12 protein-coding genes are annotated in these 15,625 nt (G+C 73.1%); 5 read left to right on the top strand and 7 right to left on the bottom strand.

Annotated elements, in window-relative coordinates; genetic code table 11:
• Positions 1-15 precede the first annotated feature (15 nt).
• From ACZ4N4_RS03775 to ACZ4N4_RS03765, 3 genes are all read left to right on the top strand, one after another.
• A complete protein-coding gene (locus tag ACZ4N4_RS03775; RefSeq protein WP_467584051.1) occupies positions 16-354 on the top strand; it encodes a hypothetical protein in 339 nt (112 codons plus the stop codon).
• Between the two features lie 490 nt (positions 355-844).
• Positions 845-1,117: a zinc-binding dehydrogenase gene (locus tag ACZ4N4_RS03770; protein ID WP_467584049.1), complete on the top strand. Its 273-nt coding sequence runs from the start codon at positions 845-847 to the stop codon at positions 1,115-1,117.
• A gap of 197 nt (positions 1,118-1,314) precedes the next feature.
• Positions 1,315-2,427, top strand: a complete 1,113-nt coding sequence (locus ACZ4N4_RS03765; RefSeq protein WP_467584046.1) for a helix-turn-helix domain-containing protein — start codon at positions 1,315-1,317, stop codon at positions 2,425-2,427.
• Between the two features lie 69 nt (positions 2,428-2,496).
• Here ACZ4N4_RS03765 and ACZ4N4_RS03760 read toward each other — a convergent pair whose 3' ends face one another.
• The 4 genes from ACZ4N4_RS03760 to ACZ4N4_RS03745 are packed head-to-tail and all read right to left on the bottom strand — an operon-like array spanning position 2,497 to position 5,505.
• Positions 2,497-3,246: a D-Ala-D-Ala carboxypeptidase family metallohydrolase gene (locus tag ACZ4N4_RS03760; RefSeq protein ID WP_453573058.1), complete on the bottom strand. Its 750-nt coding sequence runs from the start codon at positions 3,244-3,246 to the stop codon at positions 2,497-2,499.
• A 25-nt stretch (positions 3,247-3,271) separates the two neighbouring features.
• Positions 3,272-3,688: a hypothetical protein gene (locus tag ACZ4N4_RS03755; RefSeq protein ID WP_453573061.1), complete on the bottom strand. Its 417-nt coding sequence runs from the start codon at positions 3,686-3,688 to the stop codon at positions 3,272-3,274.
• Positions 3,689-3,725: 37 nt separating this feature from the next.
• Entirely contained in the window at positions 3,726-4,121 is a 396-nt protein-coding gene (locus ACZ4N4_RS03750) for a hypothetical protein (protein WP_467584043.1), read from the bottom strand.
• A 34-nt stretch (positions 4,122-4,155) separates the two neighbouring features.
• Positions 4,156-5,505, bottom strand: a complete 1,350-nt coding sequence (locus ACZ4N4_RS03745) for a GH25 family lysozyme (RefSeq protein ID WP_467584040.1) — start codon at positions 5,503-5,505, stop codon at positions 4,156-4,158.
• A 326-nt stretch (positions 5,506-5,831) separates the two neighbouring features.
• Between ACZ4N4_RS03745 and ACZ4N4_RS03740 the strand changes: the two genes are divergently transcribed.
• Positions 5,832-6,623: a hypothetical protein gene (locus ACZ4N4_RS03740; protein WP_467584037.1), complete on the top strand. Its 792-nt coding sequence runs from the start codon at positions 5,832-5,834 to the stop codon at positions 6,621-6,623.
• A 117-nt stretch (positions 6,624-6,740) separates the two neighbouring features.
• Here the strand turns inward: ACZ4N4_RS03740 and ACZ4N4_RS03735 are convergent, their stop codons facing one another.
• Both ACZ4N4_RS03735 and ACZ4N4_RS03730 read right to left on the bottom strand, forming a co-directional pair.
• Entirely contained in the window at positions 6,741-8,366 is a 1,626-nt protein-coding gene (locus ACZ4N4_RS03735; protein WP_467584034.1) for a S53 family peptidase, read from the bottom strand.
• A 128-nt stretch (positions 8,367-8,494) separates the two neighbouring features.
• Positions 8,495-11,380: a helix-turn-helix transcriptional regulator gene (locus ACZ4N4_RS03730; RefSeq protein ID WP_467584031.1), complete on the bottom strand. Its 2,886-nt coding sequence runs from the start codon at positions 11,378-11,380 to the stop codon at positions 8,495-8,497.
• A 175-nt stretch (positions 11,381-11,555) separates the two neighbouring features.
• Here ACZ4N4_RS03730 and ACZ4N4_RS03725 point away from each other — a divergent pair, with 175 nt between their 5' ends.
• The gene (locus tag ACZ4N4_RS03725; RefSeq protein WP_467584028.1) at positions 11,556-12,875 is read left to right on the top strand and encodes an alpha/beta hydrolase; all 1,320 of its coding nucleotides are present in this window, start codon (positions 11,556-11,558) and stop codon (positions 12,873-12,875) included.
• Between the two features lie 428 nt (positions 12,876-13,303).
• Here the strand turns inward: ACZ4N4_RS03725 and ACZ4N4_RS03720 are convergent, their stop codons facing one another.
• Positions 13,304-15,475 (bottom strand): S9 family peptidase, encoded by a 2,172-nt coding sequence (locus ACZ4N4_RS03720; protein WP_467584025.1) that lies wholly within the window; start codon positions 15,473-15,475, stop codon positions 13,304-13,306.
• Positions 15,476-15,625: the final 150 nt, after the last annotated feature.

Raw genomic sequence — 15,625 nt, 5'->3', positions numbered from 1 at the left:
GGAGGCATCCTCGCAATGAGCGGTACCGAGCCCGTCGGCCTGCTGCAAGTCGAGATCGTGTACGAGCGGCCCTCGGCGAACAGGGTGGTCTGTCACGCCCGCTGCGTCAGTGTGGGGCGGAGTGTCTTCCCCGGCGATTCGGTGCTTCCGGTGGACGGCCCAGTGGATGTCGGGGCGCCCCCGGCCCGGGTGGTCCGGATGCACCGGCCGCCGTTCGGAGAGTTCTCCGAACTGTCCCCCGGCTGGCACGCCGTCGTCGATCTCGAAGGCGCGGACCTGTCCTGGGTACAGCCCGATGCGAACCTCCGGGTGGTTGCGCCGACGACCGGAACGGAGCAGGGACAGGCGGGCTGAGCAGCGCCTTCGGCGGCTGTCGCTGGAATCTGCGCCGCGGCGACCGGGCCGAGGCCGAGAATCCCCCTTCCGGGGATTCTCGGCCTCGGCCCGCAGGCATTGGCCAGCCCGACCGCCGGACCGCCGGTCGGTGGAGATGCCGGCACCGGATCCCGGTGACGGCGAGGCCGCGTCGGCGTGACGCCGCCTGACCCGGCGTCCACGCGTGGTGGTCAGCAGGCGCGCTAGCCTGTTCAGGACGGGAAAGGAGCCGGGGCTGGGCGACCGGCGCCAGGGTGTCGGGCGCGGATAGCAAGGCGGTCCTTGGACGGTGCCTCCAGCAGCTCCCCGGCTGATCGACCGGGACGATCTCGTCGCTGCCCTGGATCGCGCGGCGGCGGGCAAGGTGACGGTCATCTCGGCTCCGGCCGGCAGGACTGGCATCGCAACCTGGCGGCCGCCGGTGTCGGCGACGTCGAACGCGGAACCGAGACATATCCGGTGACCGTCCGTGAACTTCGAGCTGGCCCTCGACCTCGGCGTCCCGGCCGAACGGATCGACACCATCGCCGACTTCGCGGCTGCGAGGAAGTACGGAGTGAAGACTGACGGGGGGAGCGCGGCCGGGCCGGGCGCCAAGGTGCTCGCCGAGCTCGCCGGCCTGATCGCCGACGGACACCTCGAGGTGCCGATCGCGAACGTCTACCCGCTGGCGCTGGTACGCGAGGCCTACACCGAGCTCGAACGCCGCCACACCCACGGCAAGATCGTCCTCATGCCCTAGGCCGGAGTCGGTAGGGCCGGTAGGGGTGGCGTCCTGGTGCTTTCCCCGACGTGCTGCGTCCTCTTATTGACTCGTCGTCAAATACCCTCGTAAGAACGGTCGTTGACGGTCGTATGGCGATATCGAAAGAACGTACGCGCTCCATTCCTGCGGTGTAGCTTCTACCCGTCAGTAGAGGCTTGAGCAAGGGGGGACGTGTGGTTGCCTCTCCGCAGACCGACAAGTTCGCCGCCCACCTGCGGATGCTGAAGGACCGCAGCGGCCGGGGTTACGACCGCCTCGGCAAGGAGGCGGGCGTCAGTGGTTCCAGCCTGCACCGGTACTGCTCCGGGCTCAGCGTCCCGACGGACTACCGGGTCGTGCACGCCTTCGCCAAGGTGTGCGGCGCCAGTGCGGAGGAGCTCCGCGAACTGCACCGGCTGTGGGCGCTGGCGGACACCGACCGGGACGTGGCGCCCGCGACCGCCAAGGAGAACCCGGAACCGGAACCGCGGGCCGAGGCGGAGGTGGCCGAGCCCGCCGTGCCCGTGCTGACGGGCCCCGCACCCGGTGATGTCACCCCGTCGGAGATCATCCCCGAGGAGACCGCGAAGCCGCGGCGGTCCCGGTTGCCCGAAAGGCTGTCCTCGCGTTCCGCGATCCTGGCCGCCGTGGTCGCGGTGGTGCTGGTGGCCGGCTTCGTGTGGCTGCCCGTCGGAAGCTCCGCCGGCGACGCGCCGGCGACCGGCGGCGCGCTGCTGTACTCGCCCGCGTGCAAGTCGGTGAGCATGGGACAGCACGACGAGTGCGTACGCGAGGTCCAGACCCTGTTGACGCGGGCGAAAGGCACGCTCGCCGTCGACGGGGACTTCGGGCCGGAGACCCTGCGCAGGCTGACCGCGTTCCAGGTGCTGGCGGGCCTGCCGGCCACCAACGTGGTCGACGACGCCACCAAGGAGGCGCTCTACGGGCAGAAGGTGAGCATGACGACCTGGCCGCCGGCGAAGGTGGCGCAGCGGATCCGCGAGGTGTTCGTCGAGGATCCCGACACCGCCGTCGCCGTCGCCCGCTGCGCGTCGTTCCTCGACCCGCTGTACGTACTGCCCAACACCAACGGCAGCCGCAACTGGGGCGTGTTCCAGATCTCCGACGCCCGCCTGCAGGAGCTCCACGGCACCCCGCTGCGGGCGTTCGACCCGGACTGGAACATCAGGGCCGCCCACCGTCTGTGGAGCGTCCGGCACGACTTCCACGACTGGCCCTCCTGCGAGGCGGCACTGAAGAACACGCCGAAGAACACGCCGAAGAGCATGCCGAAGACCAAGCGCTGAGGCGCCGAAGCCCGGAGCTCCGGGTACCGAAGCGGCGGTACCCGGAGCTCCGCTCCCCCGGGAGCGGCGTCAGACGGTGCCGTTCTCCCACCACCACGCGCGGCCCAGGTCGGCCCTGCTGTCGACGTGCTGGTGGTCGACGGTGTACGTCTCCAGGCCGGAGAACCCGCAGGTCTCCGCCTTCTGGTAGACGGTCTTGGTGGCCACGCCGGGCACGTCGAGGTCGGCGGCCGTGCCGTACAGGTGCATGCTGTCGCTGGCCCCGCCGATCTCGGCGTTGTGCGCGATGCTGCGGAAGCCGGAGTTGACCGTGATCGGCTTGTCGCCCAGCTTCTTGCGCAGCGCCTCCAGCTTGTACATGCAGCGCCGGACGTTCTCCTTCACCTGCGACGCGCTCAGCTTGCCGCCGTTGAAGGTGCCGTCCGTCTGGTTGTAGAACTCGCTCCAGTTGAAGTGGAGCGTGGAACCGTCCGACTGCTCCAGCGAGTTGAGCTTCGCCTGGGTGTTGGGACCGACCTCGGCATCGGCGCTGAGGCCGTACGCCGCCTGGAACCGGCGTACCGCAGCCGCCGTACCGGGGCCGAAGTCCCCGTCTATGCCGACCCGGCTCTGGCTGGCGCTGTCCGCCGCCCAGCCCGCGATCCGGATCTGCAGTTCGGTCACGTCGGCACCCGTCGCGCCCTGGGTCAGTGTGCGCGACCACGAATAGGCCTGCGCGACGCCCGAGAAGAGCAGCTGGCCGAAGGCGACACCGGCACCGGCGGCCAGCGTGCCGCGCAGCATGGTGCGGCGGTCGATGGGACGGAAGGAGGAAGTCATGGTCGTCCTTTCGGGAGGAAGAGGGTCAGTAGGCGATCTGGAAGGTCACGTTCTGTGCGTCGATGTCGTAGGCGTGCACGCGCAGGATGAAGTGGGTGCCGTCCAGGACGTCCGTGGCGACGGTCCCCCACTCGGTACCGTGGGTGGTGTACGCGTCGCCGTTGTTGCACTTGGTGGTGTGGTCGGTGAACACCACGCAGGCGTCCAGGTACACGCCCGGCGCGTCCGTGATGAGCCGCATGTTGATGTCGTTGCACCGCGAGGACGTGGTGTAGGTGCCGTACTCCTTGGCAGCCGCCTGGTAGTGGTACGTCAGGGTCTTCGCGCCGCCGTAGCAGCTGACCGCGGCGGCCGTGGACTGTGCGGAGGCGGGCGCGACGCCCACTCCCAGCAGGGCGGCCGCGGTGATCAGAGCCGCGGGCAGGATCCTGCTCCGGATCATGGTGGTCTCCGTTCCGTGTGAGGGGAGAGGGCAGGGGTCAGAAGGCGATCTGCATGACGGCGTCGTCGCCCTCCAGGGGCACGCCGTTGGGCACCGTGAACTTGGTGCCGTCCAGGACGTCGGTGGCGATGGTCGTCCAGCTGCGGCCGACCTTGGTCCAGCGGTTGCAGACGCCGGTCTTCGCGAACTTCACGCAGGCGTTCACGTAGTCCGCGGTTCCGCCGGTGACCCGCATGTTGATGTCGACGCAGCGGCTGGTGGTCCAGTAGGGGCCGAAGTCGAGCACGTCCCCGTAGCGCACGGTGACGGCCCCGCCGTAGCAACTCGTGGCGGTGGCGGTGGCGGTGGCGGCCGAGGCCGCGGGTGCGGGAGCGGTGAGGCCCAGGGTGAAGAGCAGCGCGACGAGGGACGCGCGGGCGAACCGGGTGGTCATGGGGGTCCTCCTTGGTACGGCGGTACGGCCGGGATCAGCGGTTGGCCAGCCGGTCGAGGTCGGCCTGGGTGCCCTTGAACACGTCCGCGGTCGCCGGTGCCTTGATGCCCGGGAACAGCGCGGCGTCGGTGTACTGCCACATCGCCCAGGTCGCCGAGCCGTTCGGCACCGGCGGCTGGGTGATCGACTGGCGGTAGTCCGCGAGTTGCAGCGGATACCGGGCGAAGGCGGTGGTCGAACCCAGGCAGTCGTCCAGGAAGGACTTCTGCGTGTAGATGATCGGGGTGCGGCCGAAGGCCGCCTCCACCTTGTCGAGCCAGGCCTTGGCGTCGGCCACCGTGCCGTAGGTGGGGCAGCGTCCGGTGCCGTCGTCCATGCGCTCCAGGTCGAACACCGGCGGCAGGTCGCCCGCCCGCTGCCCGGTGTAGCCGGTGGCCCGCACGGCGGCGATGAACCGGTCGGCCTGTGCGGCACCGGTGTCGGCCGCGGTGCCCGTGTAGAAGTGATAGGGGGCGACGGCCAGTCCCGCCGCCCTGGCCGCCGGCAGGTCGGTGGCGAGGTATTCGTCGGTGACGTTCAGGCCCCGGGTGGCCTTGACCGTCGCGAACTCGACACCCGAGGCCTTCACGGCCTTCCAGTCGATCGGCGCGCCGCCGGGGTGCTGGTACTTGGCGGTGTCCAGTCCGTCGATCGGGTAACCGGCGGGGCGCGGCGGCGTGCAGTACGTGTTGCGGCCGGCCCAGTCCACCAGCTTCGCCCAGGTGTTGGGGCCGACCACACCGTCGGCGCTCAGGTTGGCGCAGTGCTGGAATTCGATGACCCGGCCCTCGGTACCGCCCCCGAAGTCGCCGTCGATCGTCAGCGGCGGGTAGTGGAAGGGCTCCATGGCCAGGTTCAGCCGGCACTGCACCTCCTCGACCTCGGTGCCCTTCGCGCCCTTCTGCAGGGTCGGCCGCGTGTCGGTGTGGCCGCACACGGCCGTCTGCGCCGTGCTCGACGTGCCCTGGGTCCCGCAGGTGTGCGGCTGGGCGGCCCAGGCGTTCAGCGCCGCCCAGGTCTGCGGGCCGAGCACTCCGTCCGCGTCCAGCCCGGCGCACCGCTGGAACTCCTTGACCCGCGTCTCCGTCGCCGGCCCGAACGAGCCGTCCGCCGCGATCGGCGTGTACCGGCTCGGCTTCGTCGCCAGATTGAGCTCGCACTGAGCCTCGACCGCCGGGTCCCCCGTCGATCCCCGCTGCAGCGTGGGTTGTGCGCTCGTGTGCCCGCAGACCGCGACCGCGGCGGCCGCGGCGGACTGCGCCGCCTGTACCGCCGTCGGCCCGTACAGGGGCAGGACCGCTGCCACGGCGAGGGTCAGACCCCGCAGAAGCGTCCTCTGTCCCATCTGGTGTTCCCCCTCAGGTTGGTGGCCGGGAGGTCCCGGCCCGGATCAGGCTGGCAGGGCTCGTGCCGGAGCGGACCGGCTTCTCCCCGGCCGGGACGCCGGGACAGTGGCACGCCTGTGATCTGCGGGGACGGATCACCGCTGGGATGCGCGTGGGACACGGCGGCCCGGACGGGGCTCCCGGGGCGGACACCGCGGTTCCACCGCGGCCGGACCGGGGAAAGGGGGCAACCGCGACCGGCCCTCACGTGTCTAGTCGGCATGACCCGCCATCAGGCCCCGCCGTGCGGAGCCGGTGGGACCGCCGATCCCGAGGGGGGAAAGCCATGCGTATGCGCGCGGTCGTCGTCCTGTTGTCCCTTGCCGCCTGCTCCTCCGCGTCGGTGGTTCCGGCAACCGCCCGGGCCGCGGACCGGGCCGCGTCCGGCGGCACCACGTTCTCGGACGTCGTCGTCAACGGCGGCAAGGACGTCGTACTCGGCCTGACCACCAGGAAGACCGTGACGATCAGCTGGACGGCCGAGGACCCGGACGGCGTCGCCGCGTCCTGGGCCTACCTGTGGCACGGTCCGAACACCGACGACGCCGACGGCATCCTGCCGCTGTACCCGCCGGCGGGTTCGTGCACCGCGGCCTCCGCCGACCGCACCACCGTCACCTGCGAGGTGAGCTTCGGCGTCGACGCCGCACGGGACTTCGGCCACAACGGCCTGGCCGGCACCTGGAAGGTGCTCGCCGCGGCGCAGGACACCGGCGACGACTGGACGGAGACCGACGTCGTCGGCACGGCCCGGGTCCAGCGGCTGGCCAAGGTGACCGTCAACGCCTCGCCCGAGCCGGTGAGGAAGGGCAGGACCGTCACGGTCACCGGCAGGCTCACCCGCGCCGACTGGGAGAGCGGCGGCTACACCGGCTACCAGGGGCAGCCGGTACGGCTGCAGTTCCGCAAGAAGGGCGGCTCCACGTACACCACCCTGAAGACCGTCACCAGCGGCAGCGGCGGCACGCTGAGGACCACCACCACGGCGAAGGCGGACGGCTACTTCCGCTTCCTCTTCCCCGGCACCGCCACCACGGGCCCCGCCACCGCCGCGGGCGACTTCGTCGACGTCAGGTGACCACCCGCCGCCGACCCGCGGGGTCGAGAGGCCCGGCGCACCCGAAAGGCCCGGCCCCGGGTCCGAAGGCAGGACTCGGGGCCGGGCCGGACGCGTCCGGCGGTGCGGGAGGTGGGGTCAGCCGAGGAGCTTCGTGGCCAGGGTCGAGGCGTTGTACGAGCCCCAGCCGGTGGTGAAGTCCCAGCCGGAGGCCGCCGAGTAGGCGCCGTTGCTGCCGCTGGTGATGTCGTGGAAGCCGGTGCCGCTCGCCGCGTAGAGGGCGGGGTTGGCGAAGCCGAGGTTGGCCTTGCCGGCCGCCGCGGCCCGCTGGTTGTAGAGGGCCGCGAACGCCGCCCACTCGGGGGCCGCCGCGCTGGTGCCGCCGACCGAGGACCAGGAACCCTGCGAGTAGATGGAGACGCCGGGGCTGGGGTTGGCGTGCGCCGAGACGTCCGGGACCTGGCGGTAGCCGCCGCCCGCGCTCTTCTGGACGGCCGTCTGCCAGCTCGGGATCTTGAAGACGGAGGACTTGCCGCCACCGCCGCCCGACCAGGCCACCTCCTTGCTGAAGGCGTTGGCGGAGGTGACGGTCAGCTTGGTGCCGCCGACGCCCGTGACGTACGGGTCACTGGCCGGGTAGTCGACGGAGGTGCCGCCGTCGCCCGCGTCGTCGGAGCCGTCGTCACCGGAGGCCGCGTAGAAGCCGAGGCCCTCGGCGGCGCCCGCCTTGAAGACGGCGTCCACGGCGTTGATGTTGGAGGTGGTGCGGGCGCTCTCGGCGGCGCCCCAGCTGATCGAGGTGGTGGGGATGCCGCTGTCGACGATGGCCTGGTAGGTGTCGACCTCGCCCGCGTCGGAGTTGGGGCCCTCGAACACGGTCACGTTCGCCTTCGGGGCGATCGCGTGCAGGACCTCGATGTCCAGCTCGACCTCGACCTGGCCGTCGCCGAGCGAACCGGAGCCGCCGTCCACCTTGGACACGGTCGGGGTCGGCGAACCCAGGCTGTAGTTGGTGTCGTACTTGGTGATGTTGGACTGCTGGAAGCCGTCGAACTCGAGCAGCGCGATCTTCTGGCCGCTGCCGGTGTACGTGCTGGAGACGTTGTAGCCGCCCTTGAGCTGGGCCGGGGTGTAGCCGCCGCCGGGGCCGTTGTGCGGGGAGACGGTGTGCGGGGTCGCCTGGTGGTGCAGCTGGACGCGGTTGTTGAGGCCGGCCACGTCGCTGACCAGGGAGGCGAGGGAGGACGGCAGCGTCGGCGCGCTGTCGTTGGCGTAGAAGGAGCGGCCCGAGGCGGCGTCCTTCCAGGTCGACAGCTCGGTCCCGAAGGCCTTCTGCAGCTGGGCGGCGGTGCCGCTGGCGTCGACCAGCAGGTTGCCCGAGTGCACCTTGCCGACGGTGACCCCCTGCGAGCGCAGGTAGTCCCGGAGCTTCTTCACCTCGGCGTCGGTCCGGCCGAACCGGGCCGCGAACTGCCGCTTCGTCAGGTAGTGGCCGTACGAAGCCGAGTGCGGGTCGCTGACCGCGGCCACGAAGGTGTCAAGGGCCTTACCGCCGCGCGGAGTCAGGCTGATCGCCACCGATATCCGCTTGCCGGCGGCGACCTTGCCGGTGCGGGACGCGTTGTGCTTGAGGCCGGGCAGGACGTCCCCGGCGACGGCGGCGCGGGCCGTGTGCGGCGCGTCGGACGCGTAGGCGGCGGGGACGACCGCCGTGACCAGGGCCGGCGCGGCGACCAGACCGAGCAGTTTCAGGCGTGACTTCACCGAAGTCCTCCGGAGGGGGGGTGGGGGGTGGGGAGTGTGCCCCGTAAGCGGAATCCCGCGAGCGGAACGGGATCACCGTAGGAACTGCGGCCCTGCCCCCATAAGCGGGTTAACCCTTGCGTTGCGTGTTAATTGCGGGTGTCGAGGGTGCGGGGGACACGCAGACGGACGGGCTGACTGATCGTCATACTCGGTGCCGGAGGCCCGGGTTGGTCGTCGTCGATGGCTTCCACCGCTGCTCCGGACGCGAGGACGGCGACCGCCATCGCGTGCGCCAGCGCGGTGCGCGAGCGGACGCCGAACTTGCGGTAGACCCGTGACAGCGCCCCTTCCACCGTCTTGACGCTGATGAACAGCTCCGCGGCGACCTCCCTGTTGGTCGCCCCGCCCCCGACCAGTTCGGCGATCCTGGCCTCCGCGGGCGTGAGTTCGGGCCCGCCGGCGCCCGCCTCGCCACCGCGCTCCCCGGCCGCCAGCCGGGCGAGCTCGTCCCGGGCCCGGGACGCGAGCGGGGCCGCGCCGATCCGGGTCGCCGTCTCCAGGGCCTCGGCGAGCGCCTCGCGGGCCGCGTTGCGGCGGCGGGCCCGGCGCTCGACCGCGCCGAGCGCGATCAGGGTGCGTACCAGCTCGACGGGGAGCGGGAGGTGACGGAGGCGTTCGACGGCGCCGCGCAGCCGTACCGCCCCCTCCTTCGCCCGGCCCAGGCCCGCCTCGCGCAGGCCCGCCGCCCGCTCCAGCGCCGCCAGTACGCTGCCGGGTGCCGCGTCCGGCAGCCGTGCGTGGGCGTCGTGGAGCACGGCGCCGGCCGCGTCCGTCTCGCCGAGGACGACCAGCGCCTCGGCCAGGTCCGCGTACCAGTGCAGCAGGGGCGGGTCGGCGGCGCACATGGCCTCGCCCAGCTCCTTGACGCGCTCCAGCGCCTCGACCGCGGCCGCCGCCCCGCGCGGATCGCCGCCGAGCAGTTCGGCCTGCCCGAGCACCGCCAGCGCGCGCAGCAGGAACAGCCGGTCGCCGTCGGCCTCCGAGGCCTGGACGGCCCGCGCGGCCAGCCGCCGGGCCTCGTCGGCGGCGCCGCCGGTGGTCGCGGCGAGGGCCGCCGCGTACAGCGCGGGGGCCGCCTGGGCCATGGCGCGCGAGCAGCGGGCCGCGGTGCGCAGCGCCTCCCGGCAGTGCCCGGCGCGGACCTGGATGCGGGTCAGCGCCACCAGGGTCGCCACCATCTCCTCGGCCCCGGCCGAGCCGCCGTTCTCCGCGAGGAGCCGGACGACCTGGTCACGGGCCTCGGTCACCTGGTCGGAGTCCAGGGCGAGGATCGCCCGCATCCGGATCAGCCGCCGGCTCTCCGGGCCGCCGTCCGCGCCGCCGACCAGGGCGAGCGCCTCCTTGAGCGCGGCGTCGGCGGCGACCGGCTCCCCGGCCAGGGACCGCACCCGGGCGAGGGTGGCGAGCGCCCCGATCCTGGTCTCCGTGTCGCCGGCCGCGGCCGCCTGTCGCGCCGCCCGCCGGGCCTGCCGGGCCGCCTCCGTCAACTCCCCGCACAGCAGCCCCCGTACGGCGGCCCAGTGGTGCAGCCGGGCCTCCGAGCGCGGGTCGCCGGCCGCGTCCTGGAGGCCTTCCGCGATCAGGTCCCCGGCGCTCTCCAGTGCCTGCCCGGCGCCGAGCAGCAGGACCAGGCGGGCCCGCACCCGCTGGGCCGCGGAGCCCGACCGGGCGAGGACGGCGCCGGCGGCCTCGCCCGCCTCCTCGGGCCGTCCGGCGTCGCACGCGTACTCGGCCGCGGCCAGCAGCCGTTCGGCATGTTCCGCCGGGCGGTCGGCGGGGGTGCGGCGGGCGGCGAGGGCGGCCAGTTCGAAGGCGGCGCCGGGGGAGCCGTCGGCGCGGGCGGACCCGGCCGCGGACATCAGGGTGCGGGCGGTGGCCTCGTCCTCGTACGGGTGGGCGAGCGCGAGGTGGCGGGCCCGCTGCACCGGCTCGGCCGCCGCGTGGGCCAGCCGGGCGTGTGCCTGCCGCCGGCCGTGCTCGGGGGCGTCGGCGTGCACGGCCGCCCGCAGTACGGGGTGCCGGAACCGTACGATCCCCTCGGCGTCGGCCGTCGCGATGCCGAGCCGTTCGGCCTCCGCGAGGTCCGCGGCGGGGTCGGGGATTCCCGCGGTACGCAGCAGGGTCAGGGTGGGGCGGGCGGCGGCGCTCGCGACGAGAAGGGTGTGCCGCACCGTCTCCGGCAGCGAACGGACCTGTTCCAGAAGGAGGTTCCGCAGCCTGGGGGGCACGGGCGGGGGCGTGCCGAAGCCGAGCGGCGCCGGGGTGTGCCGGGCGGCCCGGCCCAACTCCTGTGCGTACGAGGGGTTTCCGGCCGCGGTTTCCTGGACGGCCCGCAGCAGGGCCGGGGGCAGGTCGACGCCGAGGTCGGCGCGGACGAGGCGGGCCGTCTCGCCGTCCGTCAGGGGCGGCACGGGGAGTTCGACGGTACCGGGCGGGCAGCAGCGCAGCCGTTCGGGCTGTCCGCCGTCGGCCACCCGCTCGGTGGCGAGCATCCGGATGCCGGGACCTTCGAGACGGCGTACGGCGAAGGCGAGGACCTCGGCGGTCGGCTCGTCCAGCCACTGCAGACCGTCGACGACCAGCAGGACGGGGCCGGCGGCGGCCAGGGCGCGCAACGCGTCGAGGACGGCGACGCGCACCGCGAGACGGCCCCGGTCGTCGGCCGGTTCCGGGCCGCGCAACAGGGCCGCCCGCAGCGCCGTCCGGGGCTCGGGCGGCAGGGGCTCCAGGCAGCTCTCCGGGACCCGTGCGAACAGGCCGACCAGACCCGCGAAGGGGAGCCGGGTCTCCTCCTCGGCGGGCGCGCAGTGCAGTACGGTGCCGGCCGGGGCGTCGGCGGCCAGGGCCGCGGCGAGCGCCGTCACGAGCGTGGACTTGCCGATGCCGGCGGGTCCGTGGAGGAGCACTCCGGGGCGTGCCGCCGCCTGGACTCGGGCGGCGTCGAGCAGCGCACGGCGCCCGGTCGGAAACATGTGTTCATGACAACCGCCGGTGATCGGCTTGTCAATGACATCGATCACCATGCGACATAAAGGAACAGGCAATGTCTTTTGCCTGAATCCCTCGTTACGGAACGGGAAAGGCTCTTCCGCCCTCCTCCTTTGCGTAGGACATACGCACGGGCAGGGAAGTCAGGGACTGAACGACATGGGTTTGACCAGTCGAACGACCGTATACGCGACGGTGGCACTCGCCGCCCTGTGCGTGGCGCTGCTGGTCTGGCTGTGGCCGCGCTTCGCCAGGCCGGGGCTGTGGCAGGTGCTGGGGCGGCTGGCGGCGGTCGGCGTCACCCAGGTGACGATCGTCGCGGCGTTCGCGTGCGCGGTGAACTCGTCGTACCAGTTCTTCGGTTCCTGGGATGAACTGTTCGGCGACGTCGACACCGCTCCCGTCGGCGTCACACAGGCGGCCGGCGGCACCGGCGACGGCTCGGTGAACGGCATAAGCAATGTCCACGGCGCGCTCGTCCAGCCCGCGGGCGACCAGCAGTTGAACCGGGTCAGCGGGCTGCCGGACGGGCCGGCCGCGGCCGTCGGACGGGTGGAGTCCGTCAAGATCGTCGGCAGGCGCACCGGCGTGGTCGACCCGGCCTTCGTCTACCTGCCGCCGCAGTACTTCCAGAAGGCGTACCACCGGATGCGGTTCCCGGTGATCGTCGCGCTCAGCGGCTACCCGGGCAGCATCTTCAACCTCGCCCAGCATCTGCGGGTCTCGCAGACCGCCGGGGAGCTGCAGGGCAAGGGCCAGATGCAGCCGACGATCATGGTGATGATCCGGCCCACGATCGCCCCGCCGCGCGACACCGAGTGCGTGGACGTCCCCGGCGGACCGCAGACCGAGACGTTCCTGGCCAAGGACCTGCCGGAGGCGATCAGGTCCGGCTACCGGGCCGGCCACGACGCCGGCTCCTGGGGGGTCATGGGGTACTCCTCGGGCGGCAGTTGCGCCCTCCAGCTCACGATGCGCGACCCGGGTGTCTACACCACGGCCGCCGCCCTGTCCCCGGACTACAAGGTCAAGGACGACCCCACCACCGGCAACCTCTTCGGCAGCGGTCCGGGCCGCCAGGCGCGGGTCGACGGCCACGACCTGATGTGGCGGCTGAAGCACCTGCCCGTCCCCCAGGTCTCGGTCCTGGTCGCCAACAGCAAGCACGGCGAGAAGGGCTACGCGGAGACCGAGGCCTTCATCAGGGCCGTCAGGGCGCCCATGCGGGTGGTCTCGATCCTCCCCGAGAACGGCAGCCACAACTTCCCCACCTGGGTACGGGAGATGCCCGCCGCCCTGAAGTGGATGAACGGCCAGCTGACCTTCCCGCAGGACGTCGTGCCCCGGCACCACGCCAAGCGGGCGACCGAGGCCGGGGGCACACCCCGGCCCACCCCCACCCCCACCCCCGGCCACGGCCGCGGCTCGCTCCGAGCGGAGGGCACGGAACCCAGCTCCACCGCCACGGCGCGCCGCTGACGGACGGTCGGGAACGGCAAGAGTTCCCGGGCGGTGTCTGACGGGTCGAACGAGGTGAGGGGAAAGGGAAAGGCGGTTTGCCAACTCGCGTCGCTCATGAGGCTTGGAGGTGCCGGTCGCTGGGCATGGCCCTCCTACCGGACGGCAGGCCCGGTCAGGGCTCGGCAAGAGGAGGGCGTCATGGACGGTCGGATCCGCGTGCGCGTTGTTCGTCGGCCCGCTCCCCGAGGACAGGAAATCGACCGCAGGACGCCTTCCGGGCGGATCCTGCCGTACTAGGCCGTGTATCGATGCGCGATCAACACACCGTCCGGGCGCAGGTCTTGACCCGGACTGCCGGGGCGCGCGGCCGGACCCGTCGCGCGGCACCGCGGGCGTGCGCCGCATCGGGGACGTGCGCGGCACCGCGGGCACGCACGGAACGAGTGTCAGTCACGGATTGACGATCCGGGATCCTGGCCGGGCACCGCGGCGGGGCGGGCGGTCAGGTGCCGCCGGAGGAACTCCAGTTGGTGCCCCAACAGCCGGGCGAACGTGTCGTCGGCCGGCGCGGAGTGTGTCATCCCGCTCAGCGGGAGCACCTCGTGCGGCCGCCCGGCGGCCAGCAGAGCGCGGGACAGCTGCAGGGTGTTGGCCACGAAGGCGTTGTCGTCCGCCAGCCCGTGCGCCAGCAGCAGCGGACGGCTGAGCTTCGGAGCGTCGGCAAGCAGCGAGGACAGCTCGTAGTGCTCCGGGTACCGGTCGGGCGGGCCGAGAAAGCGCTCCTTCCAGCAGGCGTCGTAGAGCCGCTGGTCGGTGAGCGGGGCGCCTGCCACCGCGGCATGAAAGACGTCGGGCCGGCGCAGCACCGCGGCGGCGGCCAGCGTCCCGCCGAACGACCAGCCGCGGATACCGACCCGGCCGAGGTCCAGCTCCGGGCGGCGCTCGGCCGTCGCGTGCAGCGCGGCCACCTGGTCGTCCAGGGTCGGGCCGATCAGGTCGCCGAAGATCTCCTTCTCCCAGCGGGGCCCGCGTCCGGGCGTACCCGCTCCGTCCGTCACCAGCACCGCGAAGCCCTGTTCGGCGAACCACTGCGAGACGAAGGCGTGACCGGACTGCTCGGCCAGCACCTTCTGCATCGCGGGGCCGCCGTAGGGGTCGACCAGCACCGGCAGCGGGGCGTCACCGCTGCGGTGCCAGGACGGCAGGAAGAGGTGTGTGCGCAGTTCGCGCGGCCCGACGGCGGCGGACTCGACGCGTACGTGCAGCAACGGCCGTTGGGCGTGCGAGGCGATCTCGACGGGCGCGGGGCCGTCCGGCTCCGGTCGCCCGTCCCCGGTCAGCCGGCTCACGGTGGTGTACGAGCCCGGACGGTCCGGCGTGCGCGTCGTGCGCACCAGCGTGCCGCCGCAGTACGCGCCGGTGTGCACGCCCGGCTGCTCGGTCAACCGGCGTACGCCCTCGCCCGGGCCGTATCTCCACAGATGGCGCTCGGTGGGTTCCGCGGCGGCCACGAAGAGCACCGTCTCGCCGTCCACCGCGAGCACCTCGTGCAGTTGCAGACCGTCCGGCGTGACCGGCGTGCCGTCGATGCCCAGATGCCGGGTCTCGTCCCGGTCGAGGTAGTCGACCAGCAGACCGGAGGCGGTCCGCGCGGGCACCCCGGGCACCAGCAGCTCCACCCAGCGCTCGTCGTGCCGCTCGGCCAGGAGGCTCGTCGCACCGTCCGCCGGGTCGACGGCCAGCACCTGCAGCGTGCGCTGGTCACGGCTGAGGACGGCGGCGAACGGGCCGTGCCCGTCCCAGCCGGCCACCGGCAGGTACTCGAAGCCGGCCCGGTCCCAGCGGACCTCGGTGCGGTGGCCCGCCAGGTCGGCGATCCAGAGCGTGACGTCCGCGTTGGCGGTACCGACCCGCGGATAGCGCATCGTCCGCGGCGGCTTGGCGGGGTCCGCCGGATCGGTGAGGTACCAGAGCCCGACCTCCCGGTTGTCCACCCGGGTGGCCAGCAGCCGCTCCCCGTCCGGTGCCCACCAGTACGCCCGGTGACGGCCCATCGACTCGCTCGCCACATGCTCCGGCAGGCCGAAGAAGACGTCCGGACTCTCCGCCGGTTCGGGCGCGGCCACCGCCCGGTCGCCGCCGCCGTCGGCGCCGATCACCCGGAGCGCGCCGCGGCAGACGTAGGCGATGTGCCGGCCGTCCGGGGACGGGCGCGGGTCCACCACCGGTTGCCGGGCGGGCAGCCGCCGGACGGCGCCGGAGCCCGTGTCCACCGCCCACAGCTGTCCGGAGAGCGCGAACGCGGCCACCCGGGCGGCCGCGTCGGTGGCGTAGTCGGTGATCCCGGAGGCCGGCTGCCGGGCGCGCTCGCGCCGGACGCGCTCCTCCTCCGGCACCTCGTCGGCCGCGTCGCCGAGCAGTCCGGCGGGGTCGGCCAGCAGCCGCTCCGCACCGGTCGCCGGGTCGAGCGACCACAGGCACCCGACCGGATCGTCCCCGGCCCGGCTCCGCAGGAACAGGACACGGCCCCCGTCCGGCGCCACGGTGAAGCGGGCGGGCGCACCGAGGGTGAAGCGGCGGGTGCGGGCGAGTTGTCGCAGAAGCGGGGAGGTCACCATGCCCGACAGAGTGTCACCCGTCCGGTGCGGCGGCATGGGAATATCGCGGCCGGCCGGGACGGCGGGCGGGGCGGCCGGGGCGACGGGCGGACGGCCCGGGACAGCGGTCAGATGCCCGGGGGACGGCGGTCAGACGCCCGGTACGACCGG

This window comes from Streptomyces sp. NPDC026538 (genome assembly GCF_055567535.1).
The sequence above is the reverse complement of the archived record's forward strand: the minus strand, read 5'-3'. Positions and strand labels throughout refer to the sequence as shown.

Coding starts and splice junctions, on each gene's coding strand:
- ACZ4N4_RS03755 (WP_453573061.1), bottom strand. CDS start 3,688: ATGATCCGGAGCAGGATCCTGCCCGCGGCTCTGATCACCGCGGCCGCC.
- ACZ4N4_RS03750 (WP_467584043.1), bottom strand. CDS start 4,121: ATGACCACCCGGTTCGCCCGCGCGTCCCTCGTCGCGCTGCTCTTCACC.
- ACZ4N4_RS03740 (WP_467584037.1), top strand. CDS start 5,832: ATGCGTATGCGCGCGGTCGTCGTCCTGTTGTCCCTTGCCGCCTGCTCC.
- ACZ4N4_RS03725 (WP_467584028.1), top strand. CDS start 11,556: ATGGGTTTGACCAGTCGAACGACCGTATACGCGACGGTGGCACTCGCC.
- ACZ4N4_RS03720 (WP_467584025.1), bottom strand. CDS start 15,475: ATGGTGACCTCCCCGCTTCTGCGACAACTCGCCCGCACCCGCCGCTTC.
- ACZ4N4_RS03760 (WP_453573058.1), bottom strand. CDS start 3,246: ATGACTTCCTCCTTCCGTCCCATCGACCGCCGCACCATGCTGCGCGGC.
- ACZ4N4_RS03730 (WP_467584031.1), bottom strand. CDS start 11,380: ATGTTTCCGACCGGGCGCCGTGCGCTGCTCGACGCCGCCCGAGTCCAG.
- ACZ4N4_RS03775 (WP_467584051.1), top strand. CDS start 16: ATGAGCGGTACCGAGCCCGTCGGCCTGCTGCAAGTCGAGATCGTGTAC.
- ACZ4N4_RS03745 (WP_467584040.1), bottom strand. CDS start 5,505: ATGGGACAGAGGACGCTTCTGCGGGGTCTGACCCTCGCCGTGGCAGCG.